The 18,134-nt window shown below is 72.9% G+C and carries 17 protein-coding genes; 3 read left to right on the top strand and 14 right to left on the bottom strand.

Annotation, left to right across the window (positions count from 1 at the left end; genetic code table 11):
• Positions 1-85: 85 nt before the first annotated feature.
• The 4 genes from atpB to ACIG87_RS12795 all read right to left on the bottom strand — a co-directional run bounded on the left by atpB (position 86) and on the right by ACIG87_RS12795 (position 2,001).
• Positions 86-883 carry a F0F1 ATP synthase subunit A gene (atpB, locus tag ACIG87_RS12810; protein ID WP_396850666.1) on the bottom strand — a complete coding sequence of 266 codons (798 nt, stop codon included), beginning with the start codon at positions 881-883 and terminating at the stop codon, positions 86-88.
• An 11-nt stretch (positions 884-894) separates the two neighbouring features.
• Positions 895-1,131, bottom strand: coding sequence for an AtpZ/AtpI family protein (locus tag ACIG87_RS12805; protein ID WP_208568404.1), 237 nt, complete (start codon positions 1,129-1,131; stop codon positions 895-897).
• Positions 1,132-1,304: 173 nt separating this feature from the next.
• Entirely contained in the window at positions 1,305-1,739 is a 435-nt protein-coding gene (locus ACIG87_RS12800; RefSeq protein ID WP_396850665.1) for a hypothetical protein, read from the bottom strand.
• The gene (locus ACIG87_RS12795) at positions 1,732-2,001 is read right to left on the bottom strand and encodes a hypothetical protein (RefSeq protein WP_396850664.1); all 270 of its coding nucleotides are present in this window, start codon (positions 1,999-2,001) and stop codon (positions 1,732-1,734) included. The genes ACIG87_RS12800 and ACIG87_RS12795 overlap by 8 nt, the downstream gene beginning before the upstream one ends.
• Before the next feature lie 35 nt (positions 2,002-2,036).
• Here ACIG87_RS12795 and ACIG87_RS12790 point away from each other — a divergent pair, with 35 nt between their 5' ends.
• On the top strand, positions 2,037-3,500 hold the full coding sequence (locus ACIG87_RS12790; protein ID WP_396850663.1) for an SDR family oxidoreductase: 1,464 nt from the start codon (positions 2,037-2,039) through the stop codon (positions 3,498-3,500).
• 321 nt (positions 3,501-3,821) lie between these two features.
• On the opposite strand, the gene ACIG87_RS12785 is transcribed toward ACIG87_RS12790, so the two are convergent.
• From ACIG87_RS12785 to prmC, 4 genes are all read right to left on the bottom strand, one after another.
• Positions 3,822-5,942 carry a transglycosylase domain-containing protein gene (locus ACIG87_RS12785; RefSeq protein ID WP_396850662.1) on the bottom strand — a complete coding sequence of 707 codons (2,121 nt, stop codon included), beginning with the start codon at positions 5,940-5,942 and terminating at the stop codon, positions 3,822-3,824.
• A gap of 164 nt (positions 5,943-6,106) precedes the next feature.
• Positions 6,107-6,718, bottom strand: a complete 612-nt coding sequence (locus ACIG87_RS12780) for a phosphotyrosine protein phosphatase (RefSeq protein ID WP_396850661.1) — start codon at positions 6,716-6,718, stop codon at positions 6,107-6,109.
• Positions 6,719-7,363 carry an L-threonylcarbamoyladenylate synthase gene (locus ACIG87_RS12775; protein ID WP_396850828.1) on the bottom strand — a complete coding sequence of 215 codons (645 nt, stop codon included), beginning with the start codon at positions 7,361-7,363 and terminating at the stop codon, positions 6,719-6,721.
• Entirely contained in the window at positions 7,363-8,331 is a 969-nt protein-coding gene (gene prmC / locus ACIG87_RS12770) for a peptide chain release factor N(5)-glutamine methyltransferase (RefSeq protein WP_396850660.1), read from the bottom strand. Before prmC ends, ACIG87_RS12775 begins: the two co-directional genes overlap by 1 nt.
• 53 nt (positions 8,332-8,384) lie before the next feature.
• Here prmC and ACIG87_RS12765 point away from each other — a divergent pair, with 53 nt between their 5' ends.
• Entirely contained in the window at positions 8,385-9,935 is a 1,551-nt protein-coding gene (locus tag ACIG87_RS12765; protein WP_396850659.1) for a GGDEF domain-containing protein, read from the top strand.
• Positions 9,936-9,963: 28 nt separating this feature from the next.
• Here ACIG87_RS12765 and prfA read toward each other — a convergent pair whose 3' ends face one another.
• From prfA to thrB, 4 genes are all read right to left on the bottom strand, one after another.
• Positions 9,964-11,052 (bottom strand): peptide chain release factor 1, encoded by a 1,089-nt coding sequence (gene prfA, locus ACIG87_RS12760; protein WP_396850658.1) that lies wholly within the window; start codon positions 11,050-11,052, stop codon positions 9,964-9,966.
• A 132-nt stretch (positions 11,053-11,184) separates the two neighbouring features.
• Positions 11,185-11,409: a 50S ribosomal protein L31 gene (rpmE, locus tag ACIG87_RS12755; protein ID WP_396850657.1), complete on the bottom strand. Its 225-nt coding sequence runs from the start codon at positions 11,407-11,409 to the stop codon at positions 11,185-11,187.
• A gap of 521 nt (positions 11,410-11,930) precedes the next feature.
• Complete coding sequence (rho, locus tag ACIG87_RS12750) at positions 11,931-14,036, bottom strand: transcription termination factor Rho (protein WP_396850656.1); 2,106 nt, start codon at positions 14,034-14,036, stop codon at positions 11,931-11,933.
• A gap of 295 nt (positions 14,037-14,331) precedes the next feature.
• Positions 14,332-15,276 (bottom strand): homoserine kinase, encoded by a 945-nt coding sequence (gene thrB, locus ACIG87_RS12745; RefSeq protein WP_396850655.1) that lies wholly within the window; start codon positions 15,274-15,276, stop codon positions 14,332-14,334.
• 108 nt (positions 15,277-15,384) lie between these two features.
• On the opposite strand from thrB, the gene ACIG87_RS12740 reads away from it, so the two are divergent.
• A complete protein-coding gene (locus ACIG87_RS12740) occupies positions 15,385-15,939 on the top strand; it encodes a hypothetical protein (RefSeq protein ID WP_396850654.1) in 555 nt (184 codons plus the stop codon).
• Positions 15,940-15,953: 14 nt separating this feature from the next.
• Here the strand turns inward: ACIG87_RS12740 and ACIG87_RS12735 are convergent, their stop codons facing one another.
• Both ACIG87_RS12735 and ACIG87_RS12730 read right to left on the bottom strand, forming a co-directional pair.
• Positions 15,954-17,198 (bottom strand): MFS transporter, encoded by a 1,245-nt coding sequence (locus tag ACIG87_RS12735; RefSeq protein ID WP_396850653.1) that lies wholly within the window; start codon positions 17,196-17,198, stop codon positions 15,954-15,956.
• Positions 17,199-17,209: 11 nt separating this feature from the next.
• The gene (locus ACIG87_RS12730) at positions 17,210-18,055 is read right to left on the bottom strand and encodes a polysaccharide deacetylase family protein (protein ID WP_396850652.1); all 846 of its coding nucleotides are present in this window, start codon (positions 18,053-18,055) and stop codon (positions 17,210-17,212) included.
• Between the last annotated feature and the right edge of the window lie 79 nt (positions 18,056-18,134).

Raw genomic sequence — 18,134 nt, 5'->3', positions numbered from 1 at the left:
GGTTATCACGCGTGACGGTCACGCGGTACGACAACTGTTGGTACGCAAGTGGTCAGTGCCCGCTGGCGAGCGCTGCCCGGGTGGATCAGTGCTCGTCGGCGAGCGCGCCCTGCACGTAGCTGGCGGTGAGGACCGTGAAGACGTACGCCTGCAGGCAGATCACCAGGAACTCGAGGAAGGTGAGCGCGATGGTCATCACCCAGGACAGCACCGAGACCGGCGCGAGCCAGGCGTTGGCGCTGATCATCGCGAAGCCGCCGAGCGTGAAGACCAACAGGAGCATGTGGCCGGCGAACATGTTGGCGAAGAGACGCACGGCCAGCGAGAACGGCCGGATGATGAAGGTCGAGAAGAGCTCGATCGGGACCAGCAGCGGCAGGATGTACCAGGGTGCCGGCGGCATCAGCGCGTGCTTGAAGTATTTGACGGCGCCGTGGTGCCGGATGCCCACCCAGTTGAACATCACGTAGCTGATCACGGCGAGGAAGGCCGGGAAGGCGATGTGCGAGTTCGGGGAGATCTGGAAGAACGGCACGATCGCGAAGAGGTTGGTCAGCAGGATGAAGCAGAACAGCGTGGTGAAGTACGGCGCGAACCGCACCCCCCGGTGCCCGATCATGTCGATCGCGATGTTGTTCCGCACGAAGCCGTAGATCGACTCGGCCAGCCACTGCTTCTTCGTCGGCACCAGCTGCGGCTTCCGGTAGGTCGCCAGGAAAAAGATGATCAGGATGCCGACCGCGATCCAGACCATCGCCGTGACCTTGGTGAACCAGTACGAGTCGTGCGCACCCCAGGGCAGGATGCTGGGCAGGTAGAAGTCCTCCACGCTGGGTGGGAATGCCGCCTGGCCCGCTGCCAGGACGTTCGCCTGTCCGAACACCGCGTCCCTTCCTAAGTAGGCGTGCCGAGCCGGCGGACGACCAGGATGATTCCCCCGGCCATGCCGAGCACGACACCGATCCCGGTGGCGATGCCGCCGGAGTCGAGCCACTGGTCGACCAGCCAGCCGATGAAACCCCAGACGAGCATGCCCCCGATGAGGTACGAGAGCGCGGTCCAGCCCTGACCGGCGCCGGTCGGAACGTCGTCCGGACCGCCGGTGGGTTGGGGGGTTTGGTCACCAGCCATGACGGGGCGAACGATATCAGCCGGGGAGACGAGGCTGTGCCTCACCCCCCGCACAACCGTCGTTGTGTGGGCATCTGGCGGGCTCCGTCGTCTGGGGGCACGGTACTCCCCTTCGGCCAGTGAGAGAATGACCGATCGCGGACAGTCGCGCTCGCGTCCACCAGTTGGGACGGTCAGTCCACCGATCGATGGGAATACACCCTGGTCAGCCACCAGATGTGCACCCCGGTCCAGACCGCCACGCCGGCGGCAATGCCGACACAGAGCGGAACCAGCCCGTCCCAGCCGGTCGACGCCACCGCCACCATGACGACACCCAGCAGGGTGAACTTGGCCGCGTACAGGCCCAACCCGAGCGGGAGCACCAGCTGCGGGTTGATCGCGTCGGCCCAGGCCAGCACCACCGTGGTCAGGGTGTAGCTCAGCACGGTCACCGCCACCCCGGCCGCCGCGCCGACCGCCGCGACCCCGCCGCCGGTCATCCCGCCGACCAGCGCCGCGACCGCCCCCAGCACCGCCGAGGCGGCCAGCAGCACCGGCAGGTGACGCAACCGCCAGCCCCGGTCGTCGTCGGCCGCCACCGGCGCGCGCACCCCCGACTCAGCCACGGGGGTACGCCGGGAAGGCGGCGACCAGCTCGACGACCCCGGCGAGCGAGTCGACGCCCCCGGGAGTCGACGGATCGGTGCGCACCGCGCGGGCGGTCCGCGAGGCGACCTGACGCCGCTCCGGCTCCCGCATGCCCTGGGTGGTGACGCTCGGGGCGCCGACCCGGAGGCCGGAGCCGGGCACCACCCCGGCGATCTCCGGGTCGACGGTGCTGAGCTGCTCGAAGTCCGGCCCCCAGAAGGTGTGCTTCGCGTTCTCCACAGCGAAGGAGTCTACGGAGCCGCACACTGGTGACCGTGAGATGCCTCGTCACCGGAGCCACCGGATACATCGGCGGGCGGCTCGCGCCCCGACTGCTGGCCGAGGGGCACCAGGTGCGCTGCCTGGCCCGCCGGGCCGGTCGGCTGCGCGACGTGCCCTGGGCGGCCCAGGCCGAGGTGGCCGAGGGGGACCTGCGGAAGCCGGAGACGCTGCCGGCCGCCTTCGAGGGCGTCGACGTCGCGTACTACCTGGTGCACTCGCTCGGGCAGGCCGACTTCGAGGCGGCCGACCGGGAGGCCGCCACCCACTTCGCCGAGGCCGCCGCCGCGGCCGGCGTACGCCGGATCGCCTACCTGGGCGGGCCGGAGCCGACGGCGGACGGCGAGGTGCCCTCGCCGCACCTGCGGTCCCGGGCCGAGGTCGCCCGGATCCTGCTGGCCGGCGAGGTGCCCACGGTGGTACTCCGGGCCGCCGTGATCATCGGGTCCGGGTCCGCCTCGTTCGAGATGCTGCGCTACCTCACCGAACGACTGCCGGCCATGGTCACCCCCCGCTGGGTACGCAACCGGATCCAGCCGATCGCCGTCCGGGACGTGCTGCGCTACCTGGTCGGTTGCGCCACCCTGCCGCCCGAGGTGGACCGGGCCTTCGACATCGGTGGCCCGGACGTGCTCACCTTCCGGGAGATGATGCAGCGCTATGCGCAGGTCGCCGGGTTGCGCCGCCGGATCATCGTGCCGGTCCGCCCGCTGACCCCGTCACTCTCCTCGCACTGGGTGGGGCTGATCACCCCGGTGCCGAACGCCATCGCCCGGCCGCTGGTCGAGAGCCTGGTCCACGAGGCGGTGGCGCACGAGCACGACATCGCGCGGTGGCTGCCCGACCCGCCCGGCGGGCTGACCGGCTTCGACGACGCCGTCGCGCTGGCCCTGACCAAGGTGCGGGACGCCCAGGTGGAGACCCGCTGGTCGAACGCGAGCGGCCCGGACGCGCCGGCCGAACCCCTGCCGTCGGACCCGGACTGGTCCGGTGGCACGGTCTACACCGACGTACGGGAACGCGAAGTCGACGCCCCACCGGCCGCGCTCTGGCGGCTCATCGAGGGCGTCGGCGGCGAGCACGGCTGGTACTCGTTCCCGCTCGCCTGGTCGGTACGGGGCTGGCTGGACCGGCTGGTCGGCGGGGTGGGGCTACGCCGGGGCCGACGCGACCCGCACCACCTCCGGGTCGGTGAGGCGCTGGACTTCTGGCGGGTCGAGGAGATCATCCCCGGCGAGTTGCTACGACTGCGCGCCGAGATGCGCCTACCCGGCCGCGCCTGGCTGGAGATGCGCGCCGAACCGCTCGGCGACAGCGGCAGCCGCTACATCCAACGGGCCGTCTTCCTCCCCCGCGGCCTCCCCGGCCACCTCTACTGGCTCTCGGTGGCCCCCTTCCACGCCGCCGTCTTCGGCGGCATGGCCCGCAACATAACCCGCCAAACCCACTCCACCCCCTAACCCGAAAGTAGACCTACTCCTCCCTCCCGATGAGGTCCGCTCCGCCTACCGAAACCGCCACAACCAACCCCACCCCACCCCATTCCCGCCCCCACTCCCCCCACTCCCCCCACTCCCCCCACTCCCCCCGCTCCCGCCGCTCCCGCCCACTCCCGCCGTCGATCATGGAGTTGTGGTGGGGACGAACCGGGTGGAAGCCGATCGAGCCGGGCACCACAACTCCATGATCGACGCGGGTGGGGTGGGGGTGGGTGGGCGGGTGGGGGCGGGTGGGGGTGGGCGGGGGTGGGCGGGGGTGGGGGTGGGGGTGGGTGGGGTGGGTTAGTTGCCGGTGCGGGGGGTGGGGGCGGGGCGGTAGGTGATGGATTCGGCGGGGGGGACGAAGTCCCGGGCGGGGGTGTCGGACAGGGCGGTGGCGAGGATGCGGCCCACCGCGTCGACCATGCGGGACTGGACGGCGGCGCCGACGGCGTCGCGGGGGTCATCGGGGTTGGCGGCGATCTGAGCGACCGCGAGCTGCGGGGTGAAGGCCACCACCGACTCGGTCTCGTTCCGCTCGGAGCTGCCGGTCTTGCCGGCCACCGGACGACCCAGCAACGGGCGGAGCTTCTCCGCCGTGCCGCCGTCGCAGCGGCGGTACATCGACTGGTCGCCGACCGGGCAGCGGGCCGCGTCGGCGGCGGCGCGGGCCACCTCGGTGTCGATCACCTGCCGACAGTCCGGCCGGCCCGCGGACACCTCCCGTCCGGCGCTGTCGGTGATCGACACGACCGGCAGCGGCGCGCACCAGGTCCCCTCGGCGGCCACCGTGGCGTACGCGTTGGCCAGGTCGAGCGGGGTGGTGGAGGAGACCCCGAGGGTGAACGCCCCCCAGTCCCGGGCCCCGTAGCGGGCCAGTTCGGCGTCGTCGGGGGCACGGAACTGGATGCCCAGCCGCTCGGCCATCTCCACCACCCGGTCCGCGCCGACATTCTCGGTGAGCCAGGCGAAATAGGTGTTCACCGAGCGGCCGAAGGCGGTCCACATGGTGCGGTAGCCGTCCATCCACTCGGGGGTGGCGTTGACCGGGCACCACCGCCCGCCGCAGCCGGCCCCGGGGTCGTCGGTCGGGAAGCGGGTCACGATCCGGCTCGGCGCGACGAAGCCGGTCTCCAGTGGCAGCCCGGATTCCAGGGCGGCCAGCAGGGTGAACAGCTTGAACGTCGAGCCGGCCTGGTACCCCGCGATGCCGTTGCCACCGGCGATCAGCTGGTTGACCGTGTTCGGGTGGTTCTGCTGCCCGGCCGGGTTGGGGGCCACGCTGTAGTTGCGGTTCACCGCTAGGGCGAGCACCCGACCGGTGCCCGGCTGGACCACCGCCACGGGCGCCGCCTGGGGGTCGTCGACGTCGTAGATGTCGGTCACCTGGCGCACGGCGGCCCGTTGCACCGCCGGGTCCAGCGAGGAGACGATCCGGAAGCCGCCCCGGCGCAGGTTGTCCTGCCGTTCGGCGGTGGTCGCGCCGAAGGCGGGCTGGGCGCTCCACCACTGGGTGAACCAGTCGCAGAAGAAGCCCCAGTCGTTGCGGTCCTCGGGCACGGCCGTGCAGTCGTTCGGCGTCCGGCTGGGGCGCAACGCCAGCGGGGCGTCCCGGGCCTGCGCCGCGTCGGCCGCCGGGACCTGGGCCAGCGCCACCATCCGGTCCAGCACGTACGACCGGCGGGCCAGCGCCGCGTCGGCGTCGCCGTTGATCGGGTCGTCGGTGTCCGGGGAGCGGACCAACCCGGCCAGCAGCGCCGCCTGGTCCAGGGTCAGCCTGGACGGGGTGGTGGAAAAGTAGCGCTTGGCCGCGGCGGCGATGCCGTACGCCCCGGCACCGAAGTACGCGATGTTGAGATAGCGGGTGAGGATCTCGTCCTTGGTCAGCTCCCGCTCCAACGCCAGGGCGTACCGCATCTCCTGGAGCTTGCGGGCGGTGCTGATCTCGGTGGCCTTCTTCCGCTGCTCCTTGGTCAGCCGGGGGTCGTTGCTGAGCACGTTGCGGACGTACTGCATGGTCAGCGTGGAGGCGCCCTGCCGGGTCCGGCCGTCGCGCTGGTTGACGGTGAACGCCCGCACCACGCCCCGCAGGTCGACGCCCCGGTGCTGGTAGAACCGGGCGTCCTCGGCCGCCACCATGGCCTGCCGCATCACCGGGGCCACCTTGGCCAGCGGCACGTCCACCCGGTCCTCGGTGTAGAACGAGGTGATCAGGGTGACGCCGTCGTCGGCGTACAGGTTGGAGCGTTGGGCGGTGGGTGGGGCACGCAGGGTGTTGGGCAGTTCGGCGTAGGAGGACGCGAGCCCGCCGAAGCCGATGCCGAACACGAGAGCCAGCGGCAGGACCGCCGCTGCCAGCACCAGACCGGCGAGCACGCCGGCGATCAACACGGTGAACACCTTGTCGAGGTGGGCCCGGATCATCAGTACTCCCCGCAGGAGTCGTCAGGACCCGTTCAGCATGACCCGCAAAACCGCCCGAACTCTCATCTTTCCCCGAAACCGGATAAGGTTCGCGAGACAGACACGGCGCGCGGGGTGGGACACGCCGCCCCGGTCACCCGGACGAGGTCAGGGCAGCAGCACGCTCAGGGCAGCAGCGCCGAGGTCAGCGGGTGCACCGTCTCCTCGATCTCGTCGGCCACCCGGCTGAAGCACTGGTCACCTCGGCCCCACGGATCGTCCAGGTCGTCGGAGTGCAGCGGAGCCGCACCCTGCCGAGCCGCGTCGGCCGCCGCCACCAGGGCGACCCCCCGGGCGTACACGGCGTCCGGGGTGGCCTGGGCCGGCGGCAGGGCAGCGGCGTCCACCGCGCCGAGCAGCCGGCCGAACTCACCCAGCACGAAGGTGCGCCCGGCCGCGTCCGGACGCAACGCCACCACGTACTCCTGCTGGTCGGCGGTGGCGGTGAGGACGAGGTCGGCGGCGTCGATCAGGTCGGAACGGAGCTTGCGCGCGGCGAAGCCCTCGACGTCACCGCCCCGGCCCACCACCTGCCGGGCGGCCGGTGGGTTCATCTCCTCCCCTGCGTGCCAGCCGCCGGTGCCAGCGCTGTGGCTGTGCAGCAGTTCGTCCGAGCTGCCCGGGTCGACACCGAGCCGCCCCAGCCGTTCCCGGACGGCGAGCACCAGCAGCCGCTCGGCCATCGGGGACCGGCAGATGTTGCCCATGCAGACGTGCAGGACGGTGAACGGCGGCACTCAGGCGCCCCGCTCGTCGAGGATGTCCGGCGCGACCTCACGGAGCCGGTCCAGGTCGATCGCGCCGGCCCGGAGCAGCCGGGGCACCTCACCGGTCAGGTCGACGATGGTGCTCGGCACCGGGTCGGGGCAGGCGCCGGCCTCCAGGTAGACGCGCACCGAGTAACTGAGCTGGTCACGGGCCGCCTCCGCGGTCAGCGCGGCCGGCTGGCCCACCTTGTTGGCCGAGGCCACCGCCATCGGGCCGGTCTCCCGCAGCACCTCCAACGCCACCGGATGCAGCGGCATCCGCACCGCCACCGTCCCGCTGGCGTCGCCCAGGTCCCAGGCGAGGCTCGGCGAGTGCTCCACCACGATGGTCAGGGCCCCCGGCCAGAACGCCTCCACCAGGTCACGGGCCGCTTTGGGCAGCGAGAGGACCAGGCCGTCGAGGGTGTGTCGGGAGCCGATCAGCACCGGAGGCGCCTGCTGGCTGCCGCCCCTGGCATCGGAGAGGGCCTTCACCGCGTACGGGGTGAACGCGTCCGCGCCGATCCCGTAGACCGTGTCGGTCGGCAGGACGACCAGTTCGCCGTTCTTGACCGCCTCGATGGCAGCGGCGATGCCGCGGTCCCGGTCGGCAGGCGACCGACAGTCGTAGAGCATCACGAGGAGCCAGTCTGCCACGCCGACGTCCGAACTGCCTGCGGGCCGTCCGACCGGCGGGACGCGGTGGCGAAACGGGACCGGCCGGCGAGGTCCCGGTGCGCCTGCACCGTCGCGTACCGGCCGTCCGCGGCGAGCAGCGCCGGCACCGCCACGCCGTGCGTGTCGTCGTGCTCGACGCCCAGGTCACCGCCGGGTCGCAGCAGCTCGGCCGCCCGGTGCAGCACCGGCCGGACCACGGCCAACCCGTCCGCCCCACCGAAGACCGCCTCGTCCGGGTCGTACCCGGCCACCTCCGGCGGAACCGCCACCGCACGCGGCACGTACGGCGGGTTGCACAGCAGCACGTCCACCGCGCCGACCAGGTCGGCGAGCAGGCCCGGGTCGGTGACGTCGGCGACCACCACCTCGACCGGCCGATCCCCGGCGGCGGCCCGCTCGGCGGCGTTGCGGCGCAGCCAGTCCAACGCGGCGGGGGACCGCTCCACGGCCACCACCCGGGCCGCCGGCACCTCCTGGGCCACCGCCAGCGCGATCGCACCCGAGCCGCTGCACAGGTCGACCACCACCGGGTGGGGCCGGGTCAGCGCCCGGTCGATCCCCCAGCCGGCCAGCAGCTCCGTCTCCGGGCGGGGCACGAAGACCCCCGGCCCGACCGCCAACTCCAGGTGCCGGAAACCGGCCCGGCCGGTCAGGTGCTGCAACGGCTCGCGGTCGACCCGCCGGGCCACCAGCGTGTCGTACCGGGCCCGCTGGGCGGGGGTGAAGCCGTCCGCCAGGGCGAGCCGACCCCGGGGCACGTCCAGCACGTACGCCGCGAGCTGCTCCGCCTCGGACCGGGCCGACGCCACTCCGGCGGCGGCGAGGGCACGGGCGGCGCGGGCCACCACGAGCGAGGGCCGCTCGCGTTCTGTCCCTTCGGACGGGTGGCACGGAAGTGAGGTCACGACATAATCATGATGCGTCATCGGCCGCGCCACGAGCGGGTGCGTCCGGACGCACACCGACAGGAGGTTCGCAGGTGGGGTGGCTCGACCGGGTCGATGACCAGGTTGACGCCCTGACCCATGCCCGGGACCTCCAGGAGGCCAGCCGCTCGGCCGAGGCGGTCGGCGTCCTCGACCGGGTGCTGCGCACCACCGCCGACCCGTACACCCGGGCCGACGCGCTGGTGCAGCGGCTCTGCGCGCTGATCAATCTCGGCCGGACGGCCGAGTTCACCCGGGCCATCGAGGAGGCCTCCGGCGCCGTCCGGGACCTCCCCGAGCCCTACCTGCACGGGCACCTCAACGCGCTGGCCGCGCTCGCCGCGCACCACCAGGGCGCGCTGGACCGCTGCGTCACCCACCTGGTCCGGGCGGCGCGGGCGCTCGGCGCGGCGGAGGACCGGGACCGGGACACCGCCTGGGGCTGGCACGACCTGGCGATGGCCTACTCCTACCTCAGTTTCCACGGCTACGCCCTGGGCGCCATCGAGCGGGCCCGCCAGCACGGCGCCGCCGCCGGCATTCCCGAGGAGACCTTCGCCGCCCCGGGCATCCGGCTGCGCAACGCCGTCGCGCTGGACCACAACGGGGACAGCGACGGCTGCCTGCGGGTGCTCCGCGACATCGCGGCCGACCTGGCACGCTTCGTCTCCGACGGGCGGGCCGACCGGCTCCGGCCGAGCAGCCTCGCCGCGTACGGCTACGCGGCGGTCCGCCGGGCGGCGCTCGGCGACCCGACCCCCGTCGGCCCGGAACCGGCCCGGCTGCTCGACCACGGTGGCGACAGCGCCCGCGCCCGGGACATGCGCCAGCTCGGCCACGTCTGCCTGGCGGTGGCCGACGGACGCCCGATCGAGGCGATCACCCGGCTGGACTCGGCCCGGGTGTCGGCCGAGACGCTCGGCGCGGCGGAGCCCTCCCGGCTGCGCAGCATCGCCTTCTCCCGGGCCGGTGACCACGCCGCCGCACACCGCGCCGACCGGATGGCGTTCCGGCTCGCCGCGCAGCGCAACGACCGGTTGCGGGACGTCTACATCGACGGCATCGCGGCCCGGATCGACCACGAGGAGATGCGCCGGGAGGCGGCCCGCTACGAGGGCGAGGCGTTGACCGACCCGCTGACCGGGCTGCCCAACCGGCGTCGACTGGAGCGGTACATCGCCTCGGTGGTGTCCCGGGGCGAGCGGGTGGTGATCGGCGTCTGCGACCTGGACGGCTTCAAGGCGGTCAACACCCACCACGGCCACCACTCCGGCGATCTGGTGCTGCAACGCATCGCCGGAGTGATCAACAGGGTGATGCGGCGTGGCGACTTCGTGGCCCGCTACGGCGGCGACGAGTTCGTGGTGGTGCTCTCCGGGGCCGGCATGACCGAGGCGGCCGAGGTGGCCCGCCGGATCGACGCGGCCGTGCGTACCGAGGACTGGGAGTCGCTGGTGCCCGGCACACCGGTCGGGGTGAGCATCGGCTTCGCCGAGGTCAGCGGCAGCGGCACCGGCACCGCGCTGCGCGACGCCCTCGGCACCGCGTTCGAGATCGCCGACCGGGAGATGCTGCGGGCCAAGACCCGCACCCGCGCCTCCTGACCCGTTCGGGTCGGTGGGCGGCAGCGGGTCAGCGACGGGTCAGTTCGGTGCCGCCGGCGAGGCGGGCGGCGCGGTCGGCCTCGGTGAGGGCGTCGAGAACGCCGTCCAGCTCCCCGGCGAGGGCCAGGTCGAGGTTGTACGCCGTATAGCCGATCCGGTGGTCGGTGATCCGGTTCTGCGGAAAGTTGTAGGTGCGGATCCGCTCCGAGCGGTCCACGGTGCGCACCTGCGCCTTACGGGCGTCCGAGGCGGCGGCATCGGCCTGCTCCTGGGCCACCGCCAGCAACCGGGCCCGCAGGATCCGCATCGCCTGCTCCCGGTTCTGCAACTGGGACTTCTCGTTCTGGCAGGAGACCACCACGCCGGTGGGCAGGTGGGTGATCCGTACCGCCGAGTCGGTGGTGTTCACCGACTGCCCGCCCGGCCCGGACGAGCGGAACACGTCGATCCGCAGCTCGCCCGGGTCGATGGTGACGTCGACGTCCTCGGCCTCGGGCAGCACCAACACGCCGGCGGCACTGGTGTGGATGCGGCCCTGCGACTCGGTGACCGGAACCCGCTGGACCCGGTGCACGCCGCCCTCCCACTTCAGCCGGGACCAGACGCCGTTGCCGCCGTCCGGAACCCCCTTGGTCTTGATCGCCAGCGAGACGTCCTTGACCCCACCGAGGTCGGAGTCCTGCGCGTCGATCACCTCGGTCAGCCAGCCGTGCCGCTCGGCGTACCGGGTGTACATCCGCAGCAGGTCCCCGGCGAAGAGCGCGGACTCCTCGCCGCCCTCGCCGGCCTTGATCTCGATGATCACGTCCTTGGCGTCGTGCGGGTCACGGGGGATCAGCAGCTCGGCCAGCCGCTCCTCCAGCGCCGGCAGGTTCGCCGCGATCGACTCCGCCTCCTCGGTGAACGCCGGGTCCTCGGCCGCCAGCTCCCGGGCCGCGATCAGGTCGGCGCGCGCCTGCTCCAGCTCATCGGCGGCCTTGTGCAGCGGGACCAACTCGGCATAGCGGCGACCGACCCGGCGGGCGGTGTTCTGGTCGGCGTGGATGGCCGGGTCGGCCAGCCGCTTCTCCAGCTCGGCGTACTCGTCGAGGAGGGCGGCCAGGCGCTCGCTGCTCATACGGGGTGCTCCTTCGACGGGGTTCCAGCGGAAGAGGGGACGACAGCGACAGGCGAGGAAAGGGCAAAAGTAGGCGGAACGGACGAACGCCCGTGTCCGGCGCGGGGCCGGACACGGGCGTCGTCGGTGGAGCTACTTGGCCTTCTTCGCCTGAACCTTGGCGTACTTCTGCTGGAACTTGGCGACCCGGCCGGCGGTGTCGAGGACGCGCTGCTTGCCGGTGTAGAACGGGTGGCAGGCGCTGCAGGTCTCGACGTTGATCGAACCGCCCTTGGCGGTGCTGCGGGTCGTGAAGGAGCTGCCGCAGGAGCACTTGACCTCGGTGGTCACGTACTCCGGGTGGATGTTGGGCTTCATGTCGCCTCGGTCCTTTCGTCAGGTGGTCGCCGGGTCGCCGCTGATCCCCCGCCGCCTGGTGCGCGACGGACTCGGGCGTGAACCGGAACCGGTGGCCGATTGACCAGTGTGCCATGGGCGTGAGCCGACCCGACGAGCGGGCCACACGATCGGTCCGGCTGTGGTAACGCCTGCCCACCGGACCGCATTCCCGCCGTCCCGTCCACCATTCCTCGGCCGGCGCGGCGACCGGACCGGGCGGGCTCCTCCCCCAGGTTCAGGAGCCCACCCGGCGGGGCTGCCGGGCGGCGGACGCCTCCCCAGGTCTCCTCCGCCACCCTCGGTACTCGCGCCCCGGCCGGATCGACCGCGAACTCGCGTGCCCACAGTCAACCCGGCCACGCATAGAATTTTCAAGAGCAGCCAACTCCGCCGAAGGAAAAGTCCGCCGCCGGCAACTCCCGGCTACCACCAATCGCGGGTACGACGAAGGGCACGGCCTTTGCGGCCGTGCCCTTCGTGGCGGTCTCACCCGGGTGAGGTCACTCCCCCGGCGTCGACTTGGCGATCTGCATCAGGAACTCGATGTTGGTGCGGGACTGCTTGAGCCGATCGATCAGCAGATCCAGCGCCGCCTGCGAGTCCAACGAGTGCAGCACCTTGCGGAGCTTGTGGATGATCGCCAACTCCTCCGGCGCGAACAGGACCTCCTCCTTGCGCGTACCGGAGGGGTTGATGTCGATCGCCGGGAAGACCCGCTTGTCGGCGATCTTCCGGTCCAGCTTCAGCTCGGCGTTGCCGGTGCCCTTGAACTCCTCGAAGATGACCGTGTCCGCCATCGACCCGGTCTCCACCAGCGCGGTGGCGAGGATGGTCAACGAGCCGCCGTTCTCGATGTTGCGGGCCGCACCCAGGAACCGCTTCGGCGGGTAGAGGGCGGTGGAGTCGATACCACCGGACATGATCCGGCCGGAGGCCGGCGCCGCCAGGTTGTACGACCGGCCGAGCCGGGTCACCGAGTCGAGCAGCACGACCACGTCGTGGCCCAGCTCGACCAGGCGCTTGGCCCGCTCGATCGCCAACTCGGCGATCGTGGTGTGGTCCTGCGGCGGACGGTCGAACGTGGCCGCGATGACCTCGCCCTTCACCGAACGCTGCATGTCGGTGACCTCTTCCGGCCGCTCGTCCACCAGCACCACCATCAGGTGGCACTCCGGGTTGTTCCGGGTGATGGCGTTCGCGATGGCCTGCAGCACCATCGTCTTACCCGCCTTGGGCGGCGACACGATCAGCGCCCGCTGCCCCTTGCCGATGGGCATCACCAGGTCTATCACCCGGGTGGTGAGGATGTGCGGCTCGGTCTCCAGCCGCAGCCGCTCCTGCGGGTAGAGCGGGGTGAGCTTGTAGAACTCCGGCCGGCGGCGGGCCTCGTCCGGCTCCATGCCGTTGATGGTGTCCAGCCGGACCAGCGGGTTGTACTTGTCCCGCCGCTGGTCGCCGCTGCCGCTGCTGTCCCGGGCGGCCCGGACGGCGCCGGTGATCGCGTCACCCCGGCGCAGACCGTGCTTCTTGATCTGGGACATCGAGACGTAGACGTCGTTCGGGCCGGCCAGGTAACCGGTGGTCCGGACGAAGGCGTAGTTGTCGAGCACGTCGATGATGCCGGCCACCGGGACCAGCACGTCGTCCTCGCCGACCTGCGGTTCGCGGGCGCCGCCGTTGTCGTTGCCGCCCTCGACCCGGTCGCCCCGGCCACGCCGACGGTCCCGGAACCGGCTACGCCGGCCCCGCCGGCCGCCGCCCTCGCCGTCGTCGTCCGAGTCGTCACGATTGTCGCGGTTGTCGCGCTGACCCCGGTCGCTGGCGCGGTCAGCCCGGTCGCCCCGGTCGGCCCGCTCAACCCGGTCGTTACGGTCGCCCCGGTCATTGCGATCGGTCCGCTCAGCCCGCTCGGCCCGGTCGTTGCCGGCCCGCTCGGTCCGGTCGTTGCCCGCCCGCTCGGCCCGGTCGTTACCGGCGCGGCCGGCCCGGTCGTTGTCCGCCCGCTCGGCCCGGTCGTTACCGGCCCGGTCGCCGCGCTCAGCCCGGTCGACGCCGGTCCGCTCGCCACGGTCCCGGCCCCCGCGTCCCTCGGCCCGCTCGGGACGCTCGCCGGTCTCGACCGGCGCCTCCTCGGTACGGGTCTCGACGGTCCGCGTCTCGGCAGCCGGCCGGGTCTCGGCGGTCCGCGTCTCGGCGGCCGGCCGGGTCTCGGCGGTGCTGGCCCGGCTGCGCCGGGTCCGGGTACGACCCTCGGTCTCACCGGTGGCGGCAGGGGTCGCCGACGCCGGCTCGGCGGTCCGCTCCGGAGTCACCTCGGCGTGCACCTCCTCTCGGGCGGGGGCAGCCGCAGCCGCCACCTCGGCCCGCGGTCGAGGGGTGCCGGTCGCGGCGCCGCCCTGCTGCCGCTCGGAGATCGCGCTGATCAGCTCGCCCTTGCGCATGCGAGCGGTCCCGGAGATGCCGAGCGACGCGGCCAGGCTCTGCAGCTCCGGCAGCAGCATCGCCGACAGACCGGTACCGCTGCGCCGACGGCGGGCGGGGGCGGCGGTGGTGGCATCGCCAGCGACGTTGGAAACATCCGACGTCACGTCGGTGGTGTCGCTCAATGGATTCCTTCCCTCGATAGGCCGGGACTGCCCGGGATCGACAAGCAAGGTGGCCGGGCGGCCTCGGTGCACCCGCCTCGCATGACGCGTCGCGGGAGTCTGTGGCACAGCAGCCGGTCGGTTTCCCAACTCACCAACGTCGGTGAGCAGGTCTCGCCGCCTGCGGCGACCTGCGGAAACTGCGGTGCGGCGTGGGCCTTTGGCAGGGGTGACGGGCTGACCGCCGAGAGCTTCGGGGTGCGCCGACCCGCAGAGAGATCGCGTGCTTCGCGGCTGTGCTGAGTCTAGAGCGTAATCAACTCTTCCGACCTGCGGCAACAGGGCCCCGCTCGGCGTGTCCAAGTCTACCCCGTGCGACCGTCGCTCCGCGCACCTCTACCGGCAACCGCCAGACTTCCCATTCTGTTCCCGGTACGAACCCGTCGGGCGGCTCGGTGAACGCCAGCACGGTCGGGCCCGCCCCACTCACCACGGCCGCCACACCAGCCTCTCGCAGCTCGCTGACCAGGGCCGCGCTCTCCGGCATTCCCGGCGCGCGGTAGTCCTGGTGCAGCCGGTCGACGGTGGCCGGCAGCAGCAGGGCCGGCTCGGCGGTCAGCGCGTGCACCAGTAACGCCGACCGTCCCGCGTTCAGTGCCGCGTCGGCGTGCGGCACGGTCGCCGGCAGCGCCGCTCGGGCGGTCGCCGTCAACCCTCGCTCGGCCGGCACGAAGACCGTGGGACGGACCCCGGCGGCCACCGGCAGCGAGACCGCCCGTGCGCCGGTCGGCTCGGTCCAGGCGATGGTGAACCCGCCGCGCAGGCAGGGGGCGACATTGTCCGGGTGACCCTCGATCTCGGCGGCCAGCCGCAGCGCCGCGTCGTCGTCGAGCCGCTGCGCACCGTCGGTGACCAGCGCCCGCGCCAGCAGCACCCCGGCCACGATCGCCGCCGAGGAGGAACCCAGGCCGCGGGCCTGCGGAATCCGGTTGACGCACTCCAGGGCCAGGCCCGACGGCTGCCCGCCGAGCAGGTCGAAGGCGGCCCGCATGGCGACCGCCAACAGGTGCCGGTCGTCCTGCGGCAGCTCGCCGGCGCCCTCGCCGGTCACCGCCACCCGGACGCCGGCCGAGGTCACCTCGGCGGCCACATCGTCGTACAGGGCGAGGGCGAGCCCGAGGGCATCGAACCCGGGGCCCAGGTTGGCACTGGTCGCGGGCACCCGCACCCGCACCGGCCCGGAGGCGAAAGTCGTCGGCACCGGCTCATGCTAGGGCCCAGGGCTGACGTCGCGCCTGCTCGCCCGGACGGTGGGACTGGACCGCCCCGATTAGCCTGACGCCAACCCCACAGAAGGTCGGGAGGCCAGGTGGAGATGCTCGGTTACCGGTTCACGCAGGTGCTGGGGCACCTGCCCGTGCTGCTGACGCTGCTCGCCGTCCTGGTGCTCGCCGCCACCGCCCACCGCCGGCTGCCCGGTCGGACCCGGTCGCTGCTGGTCGCCGGGGCCGCCGTCCTGCTGCTGCTGGAGCTGATCAGCACGGCCTGGGTGGTGACCCTGCCGGACCTGGTCCGCTCCGGCGGGATACGGCAGTACCAGCTGTGGAATCTCATGGTCAGCGTGGTCGGCTGGATCGGCTACCCGGTCGGCCTGGGCCTGCTCGTCGCCGCCGTGTTCGCCGGCCGCGCCGCGCCGCCCGCGCCCGGCAACCCGTGGGGCGGCTGGACGCCCCCGGCCAACGGCCCAGGGACGGGATTCCCGGCCGAGGGCTTCCCGAACACCGGCCCGACGGCACCAGCGACGGGATTCCCGGCCGGCGGGTTCCCCGGCACCGGCCCGGCGGCGCCGGTCCAGGCCACCGGCCCGTGGGGTGGGGGCAACCGCCCGCCGACCACGCCGCAGCAGGTCGACCGCACCGACTGAGCCGCCTGCGGCGGTCAGCGGGCGGTGAGCGTACCCGTCCCGGTGGCCGGGTCGGTGAGCGAGAGCCGGCGGGTGGCGATCCGCCAGCCGACCGCGTACACCAGGGTGACCAGGCCACAGCCGGCCAGCACCACCCGCTCGTCCACCAGGTCGACCACCCCGGCCACCACCAGCTGGCTGACCGAGATCGCCAGGGTCGCCAGCATCATGTCGGTGGCGAACACCCGGCCCCGCAGCCGGTCGGGCACCTCACCCTGAAGGGCGAAGTTCGACAGCACCCAGTTGCTGCCGCCGCCGAAATGGGCCACGAAGACCAGCACCAGCACCAGCGGGAACCAGGTCGCCACCGCCGCGCCCAGGTAGGCCAGCCCGTACAGGGACATCGACAGGGCCAGGCCGGGCAGCAACCAGGCCCGGTTGGTCAGCACCCGGCTCATCAGGATCGGCCCGACCAGCGCCCCCGCCCCACGCGCCGCGAAGAGCAGGCCGGTACCGACCGGCCCGACGCCGTAGACGGCGGCCAGCAGGGGGAAGACGGTCAGCACACCGTTACCCAGCCCCACCGCCGACTTCACCGTGACCAGCGCCAGCACCCGTGGCCGGTGCCGGATGTGGCCCAACGCCTCGCGGATCGCCGTCCAGGTGCGCGGCGTCGAGCGGTCGGCCTCCCGGGCCGCCTGCAACGGCCGGCGGATCAGCGCCGCCAGGCCCGCCGCCAGCACCAGGCCGACCGCCCCCACCCAGAAGCAGGCGTACGGCCCGACCACCGCACTCAACACACCGCCGAGGGACGCGCCGACCACGGTCATCGTCCCCCAGGCGGACCCGGCGATGGCGTTGCCGGCGGCCAGGTCGGCCGGGTCGAGCACGTTGGGCAGGGCGGCCTGCGCGGACGGCGAGTAGAAGGCCTTGCCGACCGCCACCGCCGTGATCGCCACCATCGCCAGCCAGGCCGTACCGGCGTCGCGGACGGCGAGCAGCAGCAGCACGCCGAGCAGTGTCACGCCGTTCGCGGCCATCATGACCTTCCGGCGGTCGAACCGGTCGGCGATGGTCCCGGTGTACGGCAGCAGCAGCGCCAGCACACCGGTGTCCAGCGCCAGCACCAGGGCGCCCCACACGCCGCTGCCGGTCAGCTTCGGCAGCAGCACCAGCAGCGGCACCATGACGAACCAGTCGGCACCGAAGACCACCAGCTCGGCCAGGAAGAGGTTGCGGAAGTCCCGGTTGCGGACGAGAACTGAGAGTGGAGAGGACACGTGCCCGGACCCTACCCGCCGGCCCGGGGCCCGACCGTTCGGCTCAGGAGCTGGGAGACCGTGACGAAGGTGTAGCCGCGGGCCCGCAGGCCGGTGATCATCGCACCCAGACCATGCAGTGCCACCTGCCGGTTCTCCGAGCCCGCGTCGTGGGCGAGCAGGATGGTGCCCGGCACGACGTCGGCCACGATCCGCCGGGCGTGTCCGGCCGGGTCGTTCGGGAACTCACCCTCCACCATCTGCAGCGACCAGAGCACGACGCGGTAGTCGAGGCGTACGGCGGCGTGCAGCACCCCGCCGCCCAGGTGCCCGTACGGTGGCCGGGTCAGCCGGGGCGGCACCCCGGTGACCTCGGCTATGGCGTCGTGCGACCGGCGCAGGTCGTCGTGCACGGCGGCGGCGGCCAGCCTCGCCAGGTCCCGGTGTCGCCAACTGTGGTTGCCCACCTCGTGTCGGGCCAGCCGGCCCCGGATCAGCCCGGCGTGCCGGCGGACCCGCGCGCCGACCAGGAAGAAGGTCGCCGGCACCGCGTACCGGTCCAGGGTGTCCAGTACGGTCGGCGTCCACTGCGGCAGTGGGCCGTCGTCGAAGGTCAACGCGACCAGCCGCTCGCTGGTCGGGACGTGCCACACCACCTGGAGCCCGCCCGAACCGACGTCCTGCCGCCGGTTGCCGACCGTGGCGCTGGCCGGGCCGCCGGAGATCGGCAGGTGCCGGTCGGCGAGCCACGCCCCCTGCGACATCCCGGCGGCACCCAGCGCGACGCCCCCGGCCAGCAGCGCCCCGCCGCTCAGCACCCGCCGCCGACCCCACCGCCCACCGCCCGGGTCGGCCGTCTCCACCTCGGGGCGCACCATCACCCAGGGTTGATGGACGATGACCGACGGTAGGTGCCCACGGGGTGACGGTACCCGGCGACCGGCCCGATGTCCCGGG

The organism is Micromonospora sp. NPDC051925, from assembly GCF_044548625.1.
Classification (GTDB): Bacteria; Actinomycetota; Actinomycetes; order Mycobacteriales; family Micromonosporaceae; genus Micromonospora.
This window is presented reverse-complemented; position numbering and strand designations above follow the sequence as displayed.